Source organism: Undibacterium sp. MH2W (assembly GCF_049340215.1).
In the GTDB taxonomy this organism is placed as follows: Bacteria; Pseudomonadota; Gammaproteobacteria; order Burkholderiales; family Burkholderiaceae_D; genus Undibacterium.
Genome location: NZ_JBMPPA010000003.1, coordinates 28133 through 45260, shown reverse-complemented (window position 1 = coordinate 45260; position 17128 = coordinate 28133). Strand labels below are relative to the sequence as shown.

Annotated in this window: 17 protein-coding genes; 4 read left to right on the top strand and 13 right to left on the bottom strand. The window is 46.8% G+C overall.

Going from position 1 to position 17128, the window contains the following annotated elements:
• Positions 1–370 precede the first annotated feature (370 nt).
• The 6 genes from asd to aroC all read right to left on the bottom strand — a co-directional run bounded on the left by asd (position 371) and on the right by aroC (position 6344).
• A complete protein-coding gene (asd, locus tag ACO0K2_RS08145; protein WP_423017578.1) occupies positions 371–1498 on the bottom strand; it encodes an aspartate-semialdehyde dehydrogenase in 1128 nt (375 codons plus the stop codon).
• Between the two features lie 57 nt (positions 1499–1555).
• Positions 1556–2629 (bottom strand): 3-isopropylmalate dehydrogenase, encoded by a 1074-nt coding sequence (gene leuB, locus ACO0K2_RS08140; RefSeq protein WP_423017576.1) that lies wholly within the window; start codon positions 2627–2629, stop codon positions 1556–1558.
• A 22-nt stretch (positions 2630–2651) separates the two neighbouring features.
• Complete coding sequence (leuD, locus tag ACO0K2_RS08135) at positions 2652–3296, bottom strand: 3-isopropylmalate dehydratase small subunit (protein ID WP_423017574.1); 645 nt, start codon at positions 3294–3296, stop codon at positions 2652–2654.
• Positions 3297–3303: 7 nt separating this feature from the next.
• Positions 3304–3435, bottom strand: coding sequence for an entericidin A/B family lipoprotein (locus tag ACO0K2_RS08130; protein ID WP_423017572.1), 132 nt, complete (start codon positions 3433–3435; stop codon positions 3304–3306).
• A gap of 22 nt (positions 3436–3457) precedes the next feature.
• Positions 3458–4861, bottom strand: coding sequence for a 3-isopropylmalate dehydratase large subunit (gene leuC / locus ACO0K2_RS08125; protein ID WP_423017570.1), 1404 nt, complete (start codon positions 4859–4861; stop codon positions 3458–3460).
• A gap of 379 nt (positions 4862–5240) precedes the next feature.
• Entirely contained in the window at positions 5241–6344 is a 1104-nt protein-coding gene (gene aroC, locus ACO0K2_RS08120; protein ID WP_423017568.1) for a chorismate synthase, read from the bottom strand.
• A 282-nt stretch (positions 6345–6626) separates the two neighbouring features.
• On the opposite strand from aroC, the gene ACO0K2_RS08115 reads away from it, so the two are divergent.
• The 3 genes from ACO0K2_RS08115 to ACO0K2_RS08105 all read left to right on the top strand — a co-directional run bounded on the left by ACO0K2_RS08115 (position 6627) and on the right by ACO0K2_RS08105 (position 11181).
• Positions 6627–8876, top strand: coding sequence for a bifunctional diguanylate cyclase/phosphodiesterase (locus tag ACO0K2_RS08115; protein ID WP_423017565.1), 2250 nt, complete (start codon positions 6627–6629; stop codon positions 8874–8876).
• A 237-nt stretch (positions 8877–9113) separates the two neighbouring features.
• On the top strand, positions 9114–10412 hold the full coding sequence (locus tag ACO0K2_RS08110) for a sensor histidine kinase (RefSeq protein WP_423017563.1): 1299 nt from the start codon (positions 9114–9116) through the stop codon (positions 10410–10412).
• 10 nt (positions 10413–10422) lie between these two features.
• Complete coding sequence (locus ACO0K2_RS08105) at positions 10423–11181, top strand: LytR/AlgR family response regulator transcription factor (RefSeq protein ID WP_423017561.1); 759 nt, start codon at positions 10423–10425, stop codon at positions 11179–11181.
• A gap of 97 nt (positions 11182–11278) precedes the next feature.
• Here the strand turns inward: ACO0K2_RS08105 and ACO0K2_RS08100 are convergent, their stop codons facing one another.
• The 7 genes from ACO0K2_RS08100 to rpsF form a co-directional block, all read right to left on the bottom strand.
• On the bottom strand, positions 11279–12286 hold the full coding sequence (locus tag ACO0K2_RS08100) for an inorganic phosphate transporter (protein ID WP_423017559.1): 1008 nt from the start codon (positions 12284–12286) through the stop codon (positions 11279–11281).
• A gap of 111 nt (positions 12287–12397) precedes the next feature.
• Complete coding sequence (locus ACO0K2_RS08095; RefSeq protein WP_423017557.1) at positions 12398–13024, bottom strand: DUF47 domain-containing protein; 627 nt, start codon at positions 13022–13024, stop codon at positions 12398–12400.
• 121 nt (positions 13025–13145) lie between these two features.
• Positions 13146–14534: a replicative DNA helicase gene (locus ACO0K2_RS08090; protein ID WP_423018462.1), complete on the bottom strand. Its 1389-nt coding sequence runs from the start codon at positions 14532–14534 to the stop codon at positions 13146–13148.
• A 167-nt stretch (positions 14535–14701) separates the two neighbouring features.
• Positions 14702–15154, bottom strand: coding sequence for a 50S ribosomal protein L9 (rplI, locus tag ACO0K2_RS08085; RefSeq protein WP_423017555.1), 453 nt, complete (start codon positions 15152–15154; stop codon positions 14702–14704).
• A gap of 26 nt (positions 15155–15180) precedes the next feature.
• Positions 15181–15465, bottom strand: a complete 285-nt coding sequence (gene rpsR / locus ACO0K2_RS08080) for a 30S ribosomal protein S18 (protein ID WP_110252960.1) — start codon at positions 15463–15465, stop codon at positions 15181–15183.
• Positions 15466–15474: 9 nt separating this feature from the next.
• A complete protein-coding gene (gene priB, locus ACO0K2_RS08075; RefSeq protein WP_423017553.1) occupies positions 15475–15774 on the bottom strand; it encodes a primosomal replication protein N in 300 nt (99 codons plus the stop codon).
• Between the two features lie 32 nt (positions 15775–15806).
• Entirely contained in the window at positions 15807–16175 is a 369-nt protein-coding gene (gene rpsF, locus ACO0K2_RS08070) for a 30S ribosomal protein S6 (protein ID WP_186883681.1), read from the bottom strand.
• A 234-nt stretch (positions 16176–16409) separates the two neighbouring features.
• Between rpsF and lexA the strand changes: the two genes are divergently transcribed.
• Positions 16410–17066, top strand: coding sequence for a transcriptional repressor LexA (gene lexA / locus ACO0K2_RS08065; protein ID WP_423017551.1), 657 nt, complete (start codon positions 16410–16412; stop codon positions 17064–17066).
• Positions 17067–17128 lie beyond the last annotated feature (62 nt).

Below are 17128 nucleotides of genomic sequence, written 5' to 3'. Positions count from 1 at the left end.
ACAGCAACGCTTAAGACTTTATGTCCCAGAGAAATCACAGATGTTCTTTTTTGTTTATGCATTTTGTCAGACATATTGGGAATTTTCGCGAACAAAGTCCGCTGGGATAGACTAGCCGCATCGCCGAACTAAGTTCCACATAGTTTCACGATAGCATTACGCATTAGGCGCTGCAAGCTTAACGCGATTTAACATCATGGTAAATACATTCAGACAACTACTCGCAAGCAAATTTCTAGAAACGTTGCTTCCGTTTAACAAATTGTGTGACTTTTACACATGTTAAGGAAAAATTACAAAAAAAGGAGGCATTAGCCTCCTTTTTTTAGATCCGCTTCAAGATAATCCGAAGCGGTAAGCATTAAAACATTCAGTCAATCAAAATACGCAACATACGGCGCAGCGGCTCTGCAGCACCCCACAACAACTGATCACCCACCGTGAAAGCACCAACGTATTCAGGACCCATCGCTAACTTGCGGATACGACCAACAGGAATAGTCATTGTGCCCGTTACAGCTACCGGCGTCAGATCACGAATACTCGCTTCACGTGTATTAGGAACAACTTTCACCCATTCATTATCAGCAGCGATCATGGCCTCGATATCGGAGACTGGGACATCTTTCTTTAATTTAAAGGTCAATGCCTGGCTATGACAGCGCATTGCACCGATGCGAATACAGAACCCATCAACTGGCACGGCCGTTGTACCATATGCAGCACCCTGTCCGAGGATCTTGTTGGTCTCAGCCATTCCCTTCCACTCTTCCTTGGACATACCATCACCCAGATCTTTATCAATCCAAGGGATAAGCGACCCACCGAGTGGAACACCAAAATTCGCTGTTTCAACGTCCGTCAATGAACGCTGTTTCGCAATCACTTTGCGATCAATTTCCAGAATTGCGCTCTTAGGATCATCGAGCAGGTCTCTCACTTCTGCATTGAGTGTGCCGTATTGAGTGAGTAACTCACGCATGTGTTGCGCACCGCCGCCTGAGGCTGCTTGGTAAGTCTGTGTGCTCATCCACTCGACGAGACCTGCCTTATACAGGGCACCAACGCCCATCAGCATACAACTCACTGTGCAATTACCACCGATCCAGTTTTTCTGACCTTTGACGAGCGCATCCTTAATCACAGGCAAATTCACTGGATCAAGCACGATCACTGCATCATCGTTCATTCGCAGACTCGACGCCGCATCAATCCAGTGACCATTCCAGCCAGCAGCGCGAAGTTGAGGGAAAACTGCATTGGTATAGTCACCACCTTGGCAGGTAATAATAATGTCGCACTTCTTCAGTTCGCCAATATCATTCGCGTCTTTCAGCGTCTTTTCATTTTTTGCCATCGCAGGCGCATTACCGCCCGTGTTCGATGTAGAAAAGAACACTGGTTCAATATGAGCAAAATCGTTTTCCTCTTGCATACGCTGCATCAGAACCGATCCTACCATCCCACGCCAACCTACCAAACCTACCAGCTTCATCATAGTTCCTTTTTATTTTCCCTCTTACACTGCGGGACATCCCCGCCCACCTACAACAACTTAACTCGCTAATGCGCGCACAACCGCTGCGCCCATTTCTGCCGTGCCCACTTTGGTCGTGCCGGGCACATAAATATCGGGCGTTCGCAACCCCTGCGCCAATACCGCCTTCACTGCATTCTCCACACGATCGGCCTGCTCTGCACGATTGAGGGAGAAACGTAACATCATCGCTGCAGACAAAATCGTTGCCAAAGGATTAGCAATACCCTTGCCTGCAATATCCGGCGCTGAACCATGCGATGGTTCATACAGTCCTTTGTTATTGGCATCGAGCGAGGCAGAAGGCAACATACCAATCGAGCCAGTCAAACTCGCTGCAGCATCCGACAAAATATCACCGAACAAATTACCCGTCACAACCACATCGAACTTCTTCGGTGCACGCACCAACTGCATTGCAGCGTTATCGATGTACATGTGATCCAACGCGACGTCAGGATATTCTTTATGCACGTCAATCATCACGTCTTTCCAGAACTGCGATGTCTCCAGTACATTCGCCTTATCAACGCTCGTTAAACGCTTATCGCGTTTTTGAGCTGCTTGAAACGCGACGTGCGCAATACGACGCACTTCACCTTCAGCATAGCGCATCGTGTCAAAACCTTCACGTTGCCCCTTGAAAGGACCATCTGGACATTCACGTACACCACGTGGCTGCCCAAAATAAACGTCGCCTGTCAGTTCGCGAATAATCAATAAATCAAGACCGGATACCACTTCCGCTTTGAGCGTTGACGCCTCAGCCAGCTCAGGATACAGAATGGCCGGGCGCAAATTAGCAAACAGATTTAAGTTTTTACGCAAACCTAAAATGGCCTGCTCAGGGCGCAATGCGCGCTCCAAACTATCATATTTCCAATCACCCACCGAACCAAACAAAATCGCATCAGCGTCTTTTGCCAGTTTCAAAGTTGCCTCAGGCAATGGATGCCCAGAAGCCTCATACCCAGCACCGCCCACCGGTGCCGATTCCATTTCAAAAGACTCACCCAGCGCTTTGAGTACATTGACCGCTTGTTCAACAATCTCTGGGCCAATACCGTCGCCTGGCAAAATTGCTATTTTCATTTCTATTTATCCTAATGCTTCGTTAAATGGTGTTTGCCAACCAAGGTTGCGCAGACAAGTGACGCTCTTCAAAAGCGCGGATCTTGTCAGACTGACGCAATGTCAAACCAATATCATCCAGACCATTGAGCAAACAATATTTACGGAAAGCATCAATCTCAAACGGGAAACTTTCCCCGCCATTGGTGACGACTACTTGGTTTTCCAAATCAATCGTGAGACGGTATCCAGGAAACGCCTTCACCTCATTAAACAAACGCTCAACCTGCGCCTCTGAGAGAACAATGGGCAGCAGGCCATTTTTGAAGCAGTTATTAAAGAAAATATCAGCAAAACTCGGGGCAATCACCGCTCTGAAGCCAAATTGATCCAACGCCCATGGCGCATGCTCACGCGACGAACCGCAACCGAAATTTTTACGCGTCAACAGAATAGAAGCACCTTGGTAACGCGGCTGATTCAAAACAAACTCTGGGTTCAACGGACGCTTACTATTGTCCATACCCGGTTCACCGTGATCCAGATAACGCCACTCGTCGAACAAATTCGGACCAAAACCTGTGCGCTGGATTGATTTCAAAAATTGCTTAGGAATGATGGCATCCGTATCGACGTTTGCCCTATCCATCGGCGCAACCAAGCCATTGTGTATATTGAATTTTTCCATGACCTGATTATTTTCTACCGACGCTTTCAACAGCCTCGCCTGCTTTTTGAACATCCTTACCAATGCCTTGAACGGTATTGCATGCACTTAACACAGCAACACAAGCAACACATGACAGGATTGCGAAAATTTTTTTCATTACTTTTTCCTTTTTTCAAAAGTTATGCGATTGCTCGCACATCAACGAAATGACCAGCAATGCCTGCTGCAGCCGCCATCGCTGGCGACACAAGATGGGTGCGACCACCCTGGCCTTGCCGACCTTCAAAATTACGATTAGAAGTAGATGCACACCGTTCGCCAGGCTCAAGACGGTCTGCGTTCATCGCCAAACACATCGAACATCCAGGCTCCCGCCATTCAAAACCAGCATCACGGAAAATACGATCCAACCCTTCCCGCTCCGCCTGCTCTTTCACCAAACCTGAACCGGGCACGACCAGCGCCAATTTCACATTTGAGGCGCGGAATTTGCCGCGGACAACGGCAGCAGCTGCACGCAAATCTTCAATACGAGAGTTCGTGCAAGAACCAATAAACACTTTATCAATACGAATATCAGAAATCGCTGTATTCGGCTTCAATTCCATATATACCAATGCTTTTTCAATCGCATCACGCTTAACAGCATCTTTTTCAAGGTCTGGATCTGGTACGCGACCATCCACCGCAACGACCATTTCTGGGGAAGTTCCCCAAGTCACTTGTGGCTTAATTTCAGCGGCGTTCAGCGTCACGACCATATCAAATTTAGCACCAGCATCAGAATGCAGCGTACGCCAGTATTCAACAGCACGATCCCAATGCGGGCCAACCGGGGAGAACGGACGTCCTTTGACATAATCAATGGTCGTCTGATCAACGGCAACCATACCCGCGCGAGCACCTGCCTCAATCGCCATGTTACAGACCGTCATCCGGCCTTCCATGGATAAACTACGAATTGTTGATCCAGCGAATTCAATGGCATAACCAGTACCACCGGCGGTGCCGATTTTTCCAATGACTGCTAAAACGACGTCTTTCGCCGTCACACCAGCAGGCAACGCGCCGTCGACTTGTACCAACATCGATTTCGATTTTTTGGCGATCAAGGTCTGTGTCGCCAAAACATGTTCAACTTCCGATGTACCAATACCGTGCGCAAGGCAGGCGAACGCACCGTGTGTTGACGTATGCGAGTCTCCACAAACGACGGTCATACCTGGCAACGTCGCACCCTGCTCAGGTCCAATCACATGAACAATCCCTTGACGCTTATCATTCATCCCGAAATAAGTCAGGTTGTATTCTTTAGCGTTACCATCAAGTGTTTCCACCTGCAAACGTGACGTTGCATCATCAATGCCATTAGCACGATTCGTCGTCGGTACGTTATGGTCTGCCACCATTAAATTGGCAGAGTCACGCCAAGGACGACGACCTGCAATCTTTAGTCCTTCAAACGCTTGCGGGCTCGTGACTTCGTGTAGCAGATGACGATCAATGTACAAAATAGCGGTGCCATCTTCTTCCGAATGAACTACATGAGATTCCCACAATTTATCGTAAAGCGTTTTAAGCATAATCTAAAGCCTGAAAAAAGATCGTAATGAATGAACTACGGGGCAACATGAAAAAAGGCTGCCAGATCACTGGACAAGTCGATTTCAACAAAATTTTGCGCTTGATTATGCCACAATTGTGCGACGCAAAACCACGAAACCGGGCAAAAATCGGCAAGAGTGCATCAATATAAAAATCTGCATTTACAAATAAAACCAAATTTCCCATCAGTAAAATGAAAAAGAGATTCATTTTACCGATAAAAATTCTGGCTAGTTTCATTAGAAACGACAGGCAAATCGCTGCATACCCTCACTAGCGGGCGACGAAGCAGATCGAGATGACAGCAAAGAACATCAACGACCTGCTGCTCGTTCACGAAGAGCAGCCAAACCCTTTTTATAACGATGAAGAAAATGAAACGCCTGACGCCGGCACATCACCACATTGCGCGCGGTGACGCAATGCATGGTCCATCAAAACCAATGCCAACATCGCCTCTGCAATGGGCGTAGCACGGATACCAACACAGGGATCATGACGACCAAAAGTCTCGACAATAACGGGGTTACCATCTTTATCGATCGAGTTACGTGGCGTACGAATGGATGAAGTCGGCTTAATCGCCATCGAAACAGTAATATCCTGTCCAGTCGAAATTCCACCCAAAACGCCTCCAGCGTTATTTCCAATAAAACCCGTCGGTGTCAATTCATCCCCATGCTCTGATCCACGCTGGGCGACACAAGCGAATCCCGCGCCGATTTCAACACCTTTGACGGCGTTGATGCCCATCATGGCATAGGCAATATCTGCATCCAACTTATCGTAAATCGGCTCACCGAGACCAACAGGGACATTTGTCGCGACCACATCGATACGCGCACCAATGGAATCGCCGTCTTTTCTCAGCGCATCCATATAATCTTCCATCCGAGCGATCAGTGCAGCGTCTGCCGTTGGTGCAAAAAACGGATTGTCTGCAGCAAAATCCCAGTTCTCGACAGGAATAGCAATGTCTCCGAGCTGGGTCATGCCACCTTTAAACTCCGTGCCATACTTCTCTTTGAGCCATTTTTTAGCGATCGCAGCAGCGCCAACAACGGGAGCGGTTAAGCGCGCGGAAGAACGCCCTCCACCTCGAGGATCGCGGATACCGTATTTATTCCAATAAGTGTAATCCGCATGCCCAGGACGGAATGTCTCTGTGATGTTGCCATAATCCTTGCTCCGCTGATCCTGATTTCTGATCAATAGTGCAATAGGCGTACCTGTTGTCTTTCCTTGATATACACCGGAGAGGATTTCAACCGTGTCGGGTTCTTGGCGTTGTGTCACGTGCCGGGAAGTGCCAGGACGGCGGCGATCGAGTTCAGGCTGAATATCCGCCTCAGACAATGCCATCCCCGGAGGACAACCATCGATCACACAACCAATAGCCGGACCATGCGATTCCCCAAAAGTTGTAACAGTAAAAAGCGTACCAAATGTATTGCCTGACATAATATTTTGCGATGAAGGTTAAAAACTAAATTTAAATCATTTTAACAGCCTTAAGGCTGACACTCTACGTATTCCTCGAATTTGGGATCGGAGAACACCGCGGCATGCGCTATCACAATGTGCTGTCACACTGCTGTTTTTATTTTCAAATAATGTTTTATTATTGCCAAAGAAGAATAGATGACGCTTGGCTACAGTCAGTTTTAGTGTCATAGTTCCAAATGACATAAAATAACGTAGGTCTTGCACAAAATATATGCCAAGCATGGAGCCGTATTTCAGATGAATCCAACGATGCACTCTTCCGAAGACGATCTGGTTTTCCTCGACGAACCAGAGCATGATGAGTTTTCGGCAGCGTCCAAGCCTTATTCCAGCTGGCGCGTCATGATCATCGACGATGATCCTGATGTGCATTCGGCAACGACATTTGCACTTGGCAGCCTCGAGATCCAACATCGTCCGCTCAGCTTTCTGCATGCCTATTCAGCAGAAGAAGCGCGAAACATCCTCAAAACAGAAACTGACATCGCCATTATTTTGCTCGATGTCGTTATGGAACAAGAGGACGCTGGGCTTCAACTCGTTAACTATATCCGTAAAACGCTACAGTTAGCTGATGTCAGGATCATTTTACGAACGGGTCAGCCCGGCTATGCGCCTGAAATTGACGCAATTCGTGACTACGATATTAATGATTACAAAACAAAATCAGAACTAACGCGCACTAAGCTTTATACTGCCGTAACATCTGCAATCCGGTCATATGAGCAAATCTGCTCGATCAGCGCGAGTCGACGCGGACTGGAGACAATTATTAGCGCCAGTACGGAGCTCATGGGGACGCACGGTCTCCATAATTTTGCTTCAGGCGTACTCGCACAAATTACAGGACTCCTTGCACTGAATACAGAAGGGTTTGTCTGTGCGAGACAAACCCCACTCGGCAAAGATACCGACGTCGAAGAATTGCGCGTCATCGCAGCAACGCCGCAGTTCGCCGGTCTCCTAAACCAAACCATCCCGAATGATAGCCATCAAGCCGACTTCGACGTCGTCAAGCGATCGCTCGCTGAAGGAAAACATATTTTTGGTACTTCTGCGACCGCCATTTACTTCAATAACGTCGCCAAGAAGGACTTCACCCTTTACCTCGATACTGGCTTGCATCTCAACGAGATGGATGAACGCTTGCTTGATGTGTTTTGCGGGAATGTCTCTGTCGGACTCGACAACATTGTTCTCAATTCAAGGCTGCACAACTACGCTTTTTACGATTTACTCACTGGTCTATCGAACCGACTGAAGTTACTACAAACTTTAAATGAGACCTTAGGCTCAGACTTAAAAACACGCAGCGCACTCTCGTTAATCGACATTGACCATTTTGCAGAAACGAACGATGCGCTTGGACATCAGTTTGGCGATTTGTTGCTATCCTCAGTAGCGCAGCGCCTACTCAAAACATTCGGGCATCAATGTCATCTCGCTCGTGTAGGCAGCGATACTTTTGCGTTGCTCGGCGACTACGACCTGGTATGCCCTGACAAAATTTTAGCGTTATTCAACGCTCCATTTGATGTTGATCGCCAGGAAGTGCAACTCACAGCGACGATTGGACTGATTAAATTAGACGAATACGACGGTGACGGATCCGAAGCACTCAAAGATACCAACATTGCACTGAAACGCGCAAAGACCCATCAACGTGGTGGATTTGAATACTTCACTCGCAATATGGGCGTTGAAATCCGCGAACGCGTGTTGTTGATGCACGCATTACGTGCCGCGTTTGAACACGAACGCCTATTCCTCGTCTACCAACCGCAAATCGATATGGTGACAGGCAAAGTACTGGGTGCTGAGGCCCTGCTTCGCTGGAAAACAGATGAAGGAAAATTTGTTCCACCCGATCAATTTATTCCGATTGCCGAATATTCAGGTCTCATTGTCGATATCGGTGAGTGGGTACTACGTAGTGCATGCCATGAGTTAGTCCACCTGCGGAGCTTGGGATATACCAACTTCCAAATGGCCATCAATGTCTCGCAAGCGCAGTTCTCCCATCCCTTGTTTATGGAGACACTACATAAAGCATTGGCAGAGACAAAAGCACCACCACAATTTGTCGAATTGGAAATTACTGAGTCCATGGCAATGAAGGACCCAGAATTATTAATTAAAACGCTCCATCAGATTAAACAGCTTGGCGTCAGCATCTCTATCGACGATTTCGGAACGGGCTTTTCGTCGTTGAGCCACTTGCAAAAATTAGATGTCGATAAATTAAAAATCGACAGGGCTTTTGTGAATGACATTCGCCTTGATGCTAACGAAGGAAGCATCGCAAAGATGATTGTTCAGCTTGGACAAAATCTGGGGTTGGCAATCATCGCTGAAGGGGTTGAAAACAAAATGCAAGCTGATACCCTCGTCAGTTTTGGATGCCATTTGGCACAAGGTTATCTGTACGCTAAACCACTCACTAGGGATGATCTCCATGTTTGGCTCAAACAAAAAGAAAGTCCCTGACTATTGCCTGCTTTAAAAACACCTTGAATCAGCAATACCAATAGGCGTCGCGCTAACACCGCGCCGCCTATTTTTCATTCTATCCCGCCGATATGACCGTTTATCGCATCGCAGTAGCGCACGAATAGAAAACAACATAGAGTAATCATACGAAATGTAAAACATCGACATTCCCTTACCGTTTGGGAAATTCGATCAGCATGCGGCTATAGCTCATCCAATAACAGAGGCCAACCAATGAACCCAACCACAATTCAAACCCTTAAAGACGCGCTCAATGACTGTCGCCTTTGGCTCAGTCGCAGCTTCGATCAGACCGCAGCATGGGTAAGTAAACTCTCGTGGTGGAAATTTATTCTCTTTGCAGCAATTACCCTCACTGGCGGGGCTATTGTTCAAGACACACTGTTTCCGACAGAGGAAAAAGTTGTCGTCACAAAAAGCAAACACAATCCAAAATCAAAAATAAATACACAAGCAACTGATGGCGATACCAATATCGAAATAGACAATACGGGCATCCACATCAAAAAATCGAATGGAAGCGGCAAAACAAAGCAAATTGACATTCAAGGTAACAACACCCAAGTTCACACTGATACGGATGGCGAGGACATCCCCTCCCCCCCACTACCGCCCAATGGCAAAAAAGACGATAAGCAACAACTTGATGAGCTCGGCAAAGACATCCATATCGCACTCCCTCCCGAAGTTGCAAAGGAAATCGGTGAAGATATTAATAATGCGGTAGCAGATGCGGCGGATGAGGAGGTCCGTAGTTATAAAAAGACCTCATCCAAATGGTTTATGAATTTCGTGCTGCTCTCCGTATTTGGACTCTTCGGCATGAAGATATTGATGGGTGGGAAATTCAGGGCAGAAGAAAAGGCCAAAGCAGCAAGCCTTGCCGCTGAGCGAGAATCGTTATTGCGTCAAGTCAGTGAAGCCCAAATGCAAATGATGCAAGCGCAAGTCGAGCCCCATTTTCTGTTTAACACGTTAGCATCCGTGGAATACCTGATCGAAACCAATCCACCACGAGCAGCTGCGATGCAACGAAGCCTCATCAACTACCTACGCGCAGTACTGCCGCAAATGCGTGAAAATGCCACGACGACCAATCTTGGGCGGGAAGCGGACATGATCAAAGCGTATCTCGACCTACTTAAAATGCGCATGGAAGAACGCCTTAACGTTGACTTTGTGATGCCAGAGGGGTTGCGTAGCGCATCTTTTCCACCGATGATGCTGCAATCACTGGTAGAAAATGCCATTAAACACGGTCTCGAATGCAAAGAGGACGGCGGCACCATCCAATTCAGAGCAGAAGTCGCGCACAACAAGTTGCGCGTCTCCGTGACGGATAACGGCCTCGGATTTGGCGCTATGCCGAGTAATGGCACAGGATTGGGATTACAAAATATTCGTGAAAGACTGAAGCTTATTTACAAAGAAAAAGGTCAAATGATCATCACACCTCATCAGCCAAGCGGTGTTTGCGTTACCATTGAAATCCCTTACGAATTAGCTAACTAAATATAAGATTATGCCAACCGCGATCCTTGCAGACGATGAGAGACTCATGCGCGATCAACTCCGATCACGTCTTGAACAGGTATGGCCTGAACTCACCATTTTAGAAGAGGCAAAGAATGGTGAAGAGGCTATTCAATTAGTAGAAAAGCATCATCCCGATCTGGTCTTTCTTGATATTCGAATGCCTGTCAAAACAGGTCTAGAAGCCGCAAAAGAAATCGGAAACAAAGCACACATCGTCTTCATCACTGCATACGATCAGTATGCGATTGAAGCCTTTGACCACGGCGCTGTTGATTACGTGCTCAAACCAGCCGACGTTGAGCGATTGACGAAAACAGCGGAGAGACTCAAGTCACGCCTCCATAGCCAGGCACAACCCAATGACATGAGCTCCATCCTGACTCAACTAGCAAAACAAATGGGCATTGCGAGTAAGCCCAGCTACCTTCAATGGATTCAAGCATCGATTGGACAAGAGCTCAGACTTATCCCCGTGGAGGAGATTCTCTTTTTTCAGTCAGATGAAAAATACACTCGCGTACAAACCGCCACCTACGAGGCATTGATCCGCAAGCCGGTCAGAGACTTAGCTGACGAACTTGACCCCGCTCTTTTCTGGCAGATCCACCGCTCCACGCTCGTCAATGCAAAAGCAATTTCGGGCGTAGTGAGAGACTTGCGCGGTCGTCATCTTGTGCAGGTCAAGGGACTGACCGAAAAACTTGAAGTGTCGAGAAGTTTTGTCCATTTATTTAAACAAATGTAAAAAACAAGTGGGCCACGACCACGTCGCATCGACGAAAAAAAACCGCACAGATTCTGTCTGATGCGGTTTTTTATTTTTCGAATCGTCGTGTAAATCGTTACAGGATGTGATGCCCAACCCACCAGGCAATCGCAGCAACAAATGCAGAGGCTGGAATGGTCAGTATCCATGCCCACACAATATTACCCGCAACACCCCAACGCACAGCCGACATCTTTTGCGCTGATCCAACACCAACAATCGCACCAGTAATCGTGTGTGTTGTCGACACAGGAATACCCATCGCCGTTGCAATAAACAATGTAATAGCGCCGCCAGTTTCGGCACAAAAACCACCAACAGGCTTGAGCTTAGTAATCTTTTGACCCATGGTCTTCACAATACGCCAGCCACCAAATAACGTTCCCAAACCGATTGCCGTGTAGCACAGGGCAATAACCCAAGTAGGAATACCCTCATTCGGTGCCAGACGGCCACTTGCAATCAGCAACATCCAAATGATACCGATCGTTTTTTGGGCATCGTTACCACCGTGACCAAGGCTGTACATAGAGGCAGACAAGAGCTGCAAGCGTCTGAACCAACGGTCGACTTTATTCGGTGTGGAGCGCACGAACAACCAGGACACAATCAACATCATGATTGAACCAAGAACAAACCCAAGCAAAGGCGAAACGACAATGAACACGATTGTCTTTACCAGCCCAGAAGCCACCAGACTACCTGTGCCTGACTTTGCTACTGCAGCACCAACAAGACCGCCAATAAGCGCATGAGAGGAGGAAGATGGAATACCGAAATACCACGTCACAAGATTCCAGAACACAGCGCCCATCAATGCGCCAAAAATTACATATTGATCGACAATAGCTGGATCTATCGTCCCTTTACCGACCGTTGCAGCGACTGTCAACGGGAAAAATAGTACCGCAATAATGTTAAAAACAGAGGCCATCGCAACAGCCGTTTGCGGTTTAAGCACGCCGGTTGAAACGACTGTTGCAATCGCATTTGCCGCATCATGAAAACCATTCATGAAGTCAAACAAGATGGCCAAAGCAATCAGAAATACGAGTACTTGTATGCTAATCTGGAACGTATGCATAAGGGAAAATCATTTCTTTTTTTAATTACCCTCGACGTGCGAGGGTCATTTTTTGATCATGCAACGCAGACACAGTCAATTGACAACAATGTCTGCACATCAGCACGGCAATCAGGCATTCTCAACGATGATGCCTTCAATGATATTAGCAACATCTTCGCAACGGTCAGTCACCGTCTCAAGGATCTCGTAAATCGCCTTGAGCTTGATCAGATTACGAACATCCGGTTCATCACGGAATAATTTAGACATTGCTGCACGCATCACGTGATCAGCATCAGACTCCAATCGATCAATCTCTTCGCAGATTGTCAAAATTTCACGGGAGTTACTCATGTTGTGCAACAACGCTACGGCGGCCTTCACTTTTTCAGAACAAGCGAGGCACAACTCAGCTAAGCGCTTTGCCTCTGGCGTAATTTCACGAATATCGTACAGAGAAATAGTCTGCGCAGCATCTTCGAGTAAATCAAGAATATCATCCATACGCGTAATCAGTTGATGGATGTCATCACGATCAAGCGGAGTAATAAAGGTTTTATGCAACAACTCTATCGTGTTGTATGTCACTGTATCGGCCTGCTTTTCGATTGTCTCGATTGCATGTACGCGAATCTCGAGGTCATCAAAATTAGTCATCAAAGCAAGCATCTCTTTTGAACCTTTGACACACAGTTCTGCGTGTTGGTTGAAAAGTTCAAAAAATTTGCCTTCTGTAGGCATCAAGCGTCCAAACATTTTTTTCTCACTGAAAATAAAAACTAATCGGGTTATTACGCGCGCCCATCAACATCATCAAGATGGGTGCAAAAAGAGTTCAGATGGATTCTTCCATCACGACATACACAGATTCTGACAATTACTCGTTATCACCAAATACGGCCAGAGAACCAACGTAGTTGTCGAATTTAGTGTACTCACCTAGGAAGGTGAGACGCACACTACCAATCGGACCGTTACGTTGCTTACCAATAATAATTTCTGCCGTTCCCTTATCTGGGGAATCTGGGTTATAAACCTGATCACGATAAATAAACATGATCACGTCCGCATCCTGCTCAATCGCGCCAGATTCACGAAGATCTGACATAACAGGACGTTTATTTGGTCGTTGCTCAAGAGAGCGGTTCAACTGCGACAAAGCAATCACAGGGCAATTCAATTCTTTTGCAAGACCTTTTAAATTTCGGGAAATCTCCGAAATCTCGGTGGCACGGTTCTCACCAGCCACGTTTGCCGACATCAACTGCAAATAGTCGACAATGATCAAGCCTAATTTGCCGCATTGACGCGCGAGACGACGCGAACGCGCGCGTAACTCAATCGAACTCAATGCCGGTGTTTCGTCAATATACAACTGTGCTTCATTCATTTTTTGGATGGCGTGCGTCAATCTCGGCCAATCCTCATCGCTGAGCTTACCAATCCGCAAGCGACTTTGATCGAGTCGGCCTACAGAACCAAGCATACGCATCGCTAACTGCGCACCACCCATCTCCATCGAGAACACAGCAACTGGCAATCCACTATCGATCGCTACGTTTTCGCCTATATTTAACGAAAACGCGGTCTTACCCATCGAAGGACGACCTGCAACAATAATTAAGTCACCGGGCTGAAGACCAGAAGTCATTTTATCCAGATCGACAAAGCCCGTCGGTACGCCAGTGATATCGTTTTGATTATCACGGTTATACAACTCATCAATGCGTTCAACAACTTGTGTCAACAGCGGCTGAATCGCCTGGAAGCCTTGAGCACCGCGCGATCCTTCTTCAGCAATCGCAAAAATCTTCGACTCCGCCTCATCGAGCATCTGCTTCACCTCTTTACCTTGAGGATTAAAAGCATTGCCGGCAATTTCGTCCGAAACAGTAATCAGCTTTCGAAGAACACCACGATCACGCACAATTTCTGCATATCGACGAATGTTTGCAGCAGACGGCGTATTCTGAGCAAGGGCATTGAGGTAGCTAAGTCCACCAACATCATCAGCTTTCCCAGCACTATTGAGCGCTTCGTACACAGTAATCACGTCGGCGGGCTTCGAACCATTGATGAGTTTTACCATGCATTGGAAAATAATCCGATGATCGTAGCGATAAAAGTCATCCTCACCAATAAAATCGGCAATCCTATCCCACGCAGCATTATCAAGTAATAAACCGCCTAATACAGATTGCTCTGCTTCAATGGAATGGGGAGGAACGCGGATAGCGTCAAGTTGGGGATCAGAAGCGGCTTTCATGGCGCGCATTATACCTGCTAAATAGGGTTACTATCAGACACAAATTACGAAGACGAAGCGATGTTTATTACATACAACATTACGGCTATAGTATAAACCACTTCACCTCCACATAAAAAAAGCCGGGTAAAACCCGGCTCTTTTTTGATACAAGGAACAAAAGCTTATTAAGCTTGTTCTCCGATCACAGATACTGTCACGTTCACTACGACGTCTGTATGCAAAGATACAGAAACAGAGTGATCGCCAACGATCTTCAATGGACCTTGTGGCAAGCGAACTTGCGCTTTTTCAACTGCAACACCTTGCTTAGCCAATGCTTCAGCGATGTCGAAGTTAGTAACGGAACCGAACAAACGGCCATCAACACCCGCTTTTTGAGAGATCTGAACAGTAGAACCTTCCAGTTTCTCGCCTTGCGCTTGTGCTGCTGCCAATTTAGCTGCTGCTGCTTTTTCCAACTCTGCGCGTTTCGCTTCAAATTCAGCGATTGCTGTAGCAGTCGCACGGCGTGCCATGCGTTGTGGAATCAAGAAGTTACGAGCGTAACCGTCTTTCACTTTAACTACATCACCGAGGTTGCCGAGATTAACGACTTTATCCATCAGAATAACTTGCATATTTTTCTCCTAGTACTTGTCGTCAATTACGCTGTGTGCAGATCAGTGTAAGGCAACAACGCTAAATAACGTGCGCGCTTGATCGCTGTATCAACTTGACGTTGGTACAGTGCTTTAGTACCAGTCAAACGTGCTGGCATAATTTTGCCGTTTTCTTGCACGAAATCTTTCAATGTGTCGATATCTTTGTAATCAACTTTTTCTACATGTGCTGCTGTGAAGCGGCAGAATTTTTTGCGTTTGAACAAAGGGTTTTGTTGTTGACGCTTTTGCTTCAATTTGCTTTTATCAAATTTTTTACCGAATGCCATGTTAGGCTCCTAATCTAGTAAATGTGCCCCGATTTCATTCACATGAAACACGAGACTTTTGCTGTTGCGATTTCTGCGTGCTAAAAATCCAGTCAATTCAATTTCAACATCTAGCGGCAAATCGTGAAATGCTCTCGAAATATTTCCAGCTGCCTGGGCATTCATTTCAAGCTCGACGACCCGCTCAATGTTCGCTTCTCGCTGAAGTGACCGATGCATCAACACTGCTGCTGCAATTGGCACTCCTGCTGGCGTGTATCGCAATGCTGATTTCTCAATAATGCGCGCCACAAGCTTTAATTGATTCACTCTCTTCTTATACGACCTTTTTCAAATCAAAATTAAGCAGCTGGTGCTTCGACGCGCTGTGCTTTCGCTGCGTCTTCTTTCTGAACTGCTTTCATCATTGGTGATGGAGCTGTTTCAGCTTTTTTCATTTTGACTGTCAGGTGACGCAGAACAGCATCATTGAATTTGAATGCTGTTTCCAGCTCAAGCAATGTTTCTGCATCGCACTCAATGTTCATGCAAACATAGTGTGCTTTAGCCAATTTTTGAATCATGTAAGCCAATTGACGACGGCCCCAGTCTTCAACGCGGTGAACCTGACCACCACGTGCAACAACGCTAGCTTTGTAACGTTCGATCATTGCAGGAACTTGCTCGCTTTGATCGGGATGTACGATAAATACGATTTCATAATGACGCATATATTCTCCTTGTGGACAATAAAAATAGCCTGCCTCGGCGTCAAGACGAGTGCAGGAAGAGGAAAGCCGATGATAATAACCCACTTTTTCGATTTATTCAATTACTTCAAGCACATGCCTACGCAGACACCCTAAAAAAGGACTTTTTTTAAAAATTTCCTTGCACATCGAACGCCACTGTATAAAAATACAGACTGTTTATACATACAGCGCTATTATCGGCGCCGCACGCTTATGCTCAAGCTCACTAATCGCCAGGAACAAATCCTGAACCTGATAAAAGACGCCATCCAAAATACGGGCTTCCCCCCAACCAGGGCAGAGATCGCCACAGAGCTTGGCTTTCGGTCCACCAACGCCGCCGAAGAACATTTGCAAGCGTTAGCCAGAAAAGGCGTTATTGAAATTGCAGCAGGCACATCCCGTGGCATCAAGCTACTTGAGTCTGATCTATCAAGCCACATTACAGGTGCCACATTTAACTTACCTCATCCAGCGAGCATGCAGTTATCCATCCCGCTGGTTGGTCGCGTTGCTGCAGGCTCACCTATCCTCGCCAGCGAGCACATTGAAGCAAGCTACCAAGTCGATCCTGCATTATTTTCTGCCAAGCCAGACTTTTTACTGAAAGTCAGAGGAATGTCGATGCGTGACGCTGGCATTTTGGATGGTGATTTATTAGCAGTAAAAAAGGCTGATAGCGCTAGAAATGGGCAAATTATTGTTGCTCGCCTGGGCGATGATGTCACCGTTAAGCGCTACAAAAAAACAGGCAACCATATTGAGCTTATTCCCGAAAACCCGGACTACTCCATCATCAAAATCAATGACCAAGACGCCGATTTTTACCTAGAGGGCCTTGCCGTAGGACTCATGAGAAATTGGGTTTAACCGCCCTTCGTCACTGGACACTCATCTTTCGAACGGAGCAACGCGACTGAATCAAGCAAGTG

Coding starts and splice junctions, on each gene's coding strand:
- rplI (WP_423017555.1), bottom strand. CDS start 15,154: ATGCAAGTTATTCTGATGGATAAAGTCGTTAATCTCGGCAACCTCGGT.
- ACO0K2_RS08115 (WP_423017565.1), top strand. CDS start 6,627: ATGAATCCAACGATGCACTCTTCCGAAGACGATCTGGTTTTCCTCGAC.
- asd (WP_423017578.1), bottom strand. CDS start 1,498: ATGATGAAGCTGGTAGGTTTGGTAGGTTGGCGTGGGATGGTAGGATCG.
- aroC (WP_423017568.1), bottom strand. CDS start 6,344: ATGTCAGGCAATACATTTGGTACGCTTTTTACTGTTACAACTTTTGGG.
- ACO0K2_RS08090 (WP_423018462.1), bottom strand. CDS start 14,534: ATGAAAGCCGCTTCTGATCCCCAACTTGACGCTATCCGCGTTCCTCCC.
- lexA (WP_423017551.1), top strand. CDS start 16,410: ATGCTCAAGCTCACTAATCGCCAGGAACAAATCCTGAACCTGATAAAA.
- ACO0K2_RS08110 (WP_423017563.1), top strand. CDS start 9,114: ATGAACCCAACCACAATTCAAACCCTTAAAGACGCGCTCAATGACTGT.
- ACO0K2_RS08130 (WP_423017572.1), bottom strand. CDS start 3,435: ATGAAAAAAATTTTCGCAATCCTGTCATGTGTTGCTTGTGTTGCTGTG.
- leuB (WP_423017576.1), bottom strand. CDS start 2,629: ATGAAAATAGCAATTTTGCCAGGCGACGGTATTGGCCCAGAGATTGTT.
- leuD (WP_423017574.1), bottom strand. CDS start 3,296: ATGGAAAAATTCAATATACACAATGGCTTGGTTGCGCCGATGGATAGG.
- leuC (WP_423017570.1), bottom strand. CDS start 4,861: ATGCTTAAAACGCTTTACGATAAATTGTGGGAATCTCATGTAGTTCAT.
- rpsR (WP_110252960.1), bottom strand. CDS start 15,465: ATGGCATTCGGTAAAAAATTTGATAAAAGCAAATTGAAGCAAAAGCGT.
- ACO0K2_RS08095 (WP_423017557.1), bottom strand. CDS start 13,024: ATGTTTGGACGCTTGATGCCTACAGAAGGCAAATTTTTTGAACTTTTC.
- rpsF (WP_186883681.1), bottom strand. CDS start 16,175: ATGCGTCATTATGAAATCGTATTTATCGTACATCCCGATCAAAGCGAG.
- ACO0K2_RS08100 (WP_423017559.1), bottom strand. CDS start 12,286: ATGCATACGTTCCAGATTAGCATACAAGTACTCGTATTTCTGATTGCT.
- ACO0K2_RS08105 (WP_423017561.1), top strand. CDS start 10,423: ATGCCAACCGCGATCCTTGCAGACGATGAGAGACTCATGCGCGATCAA.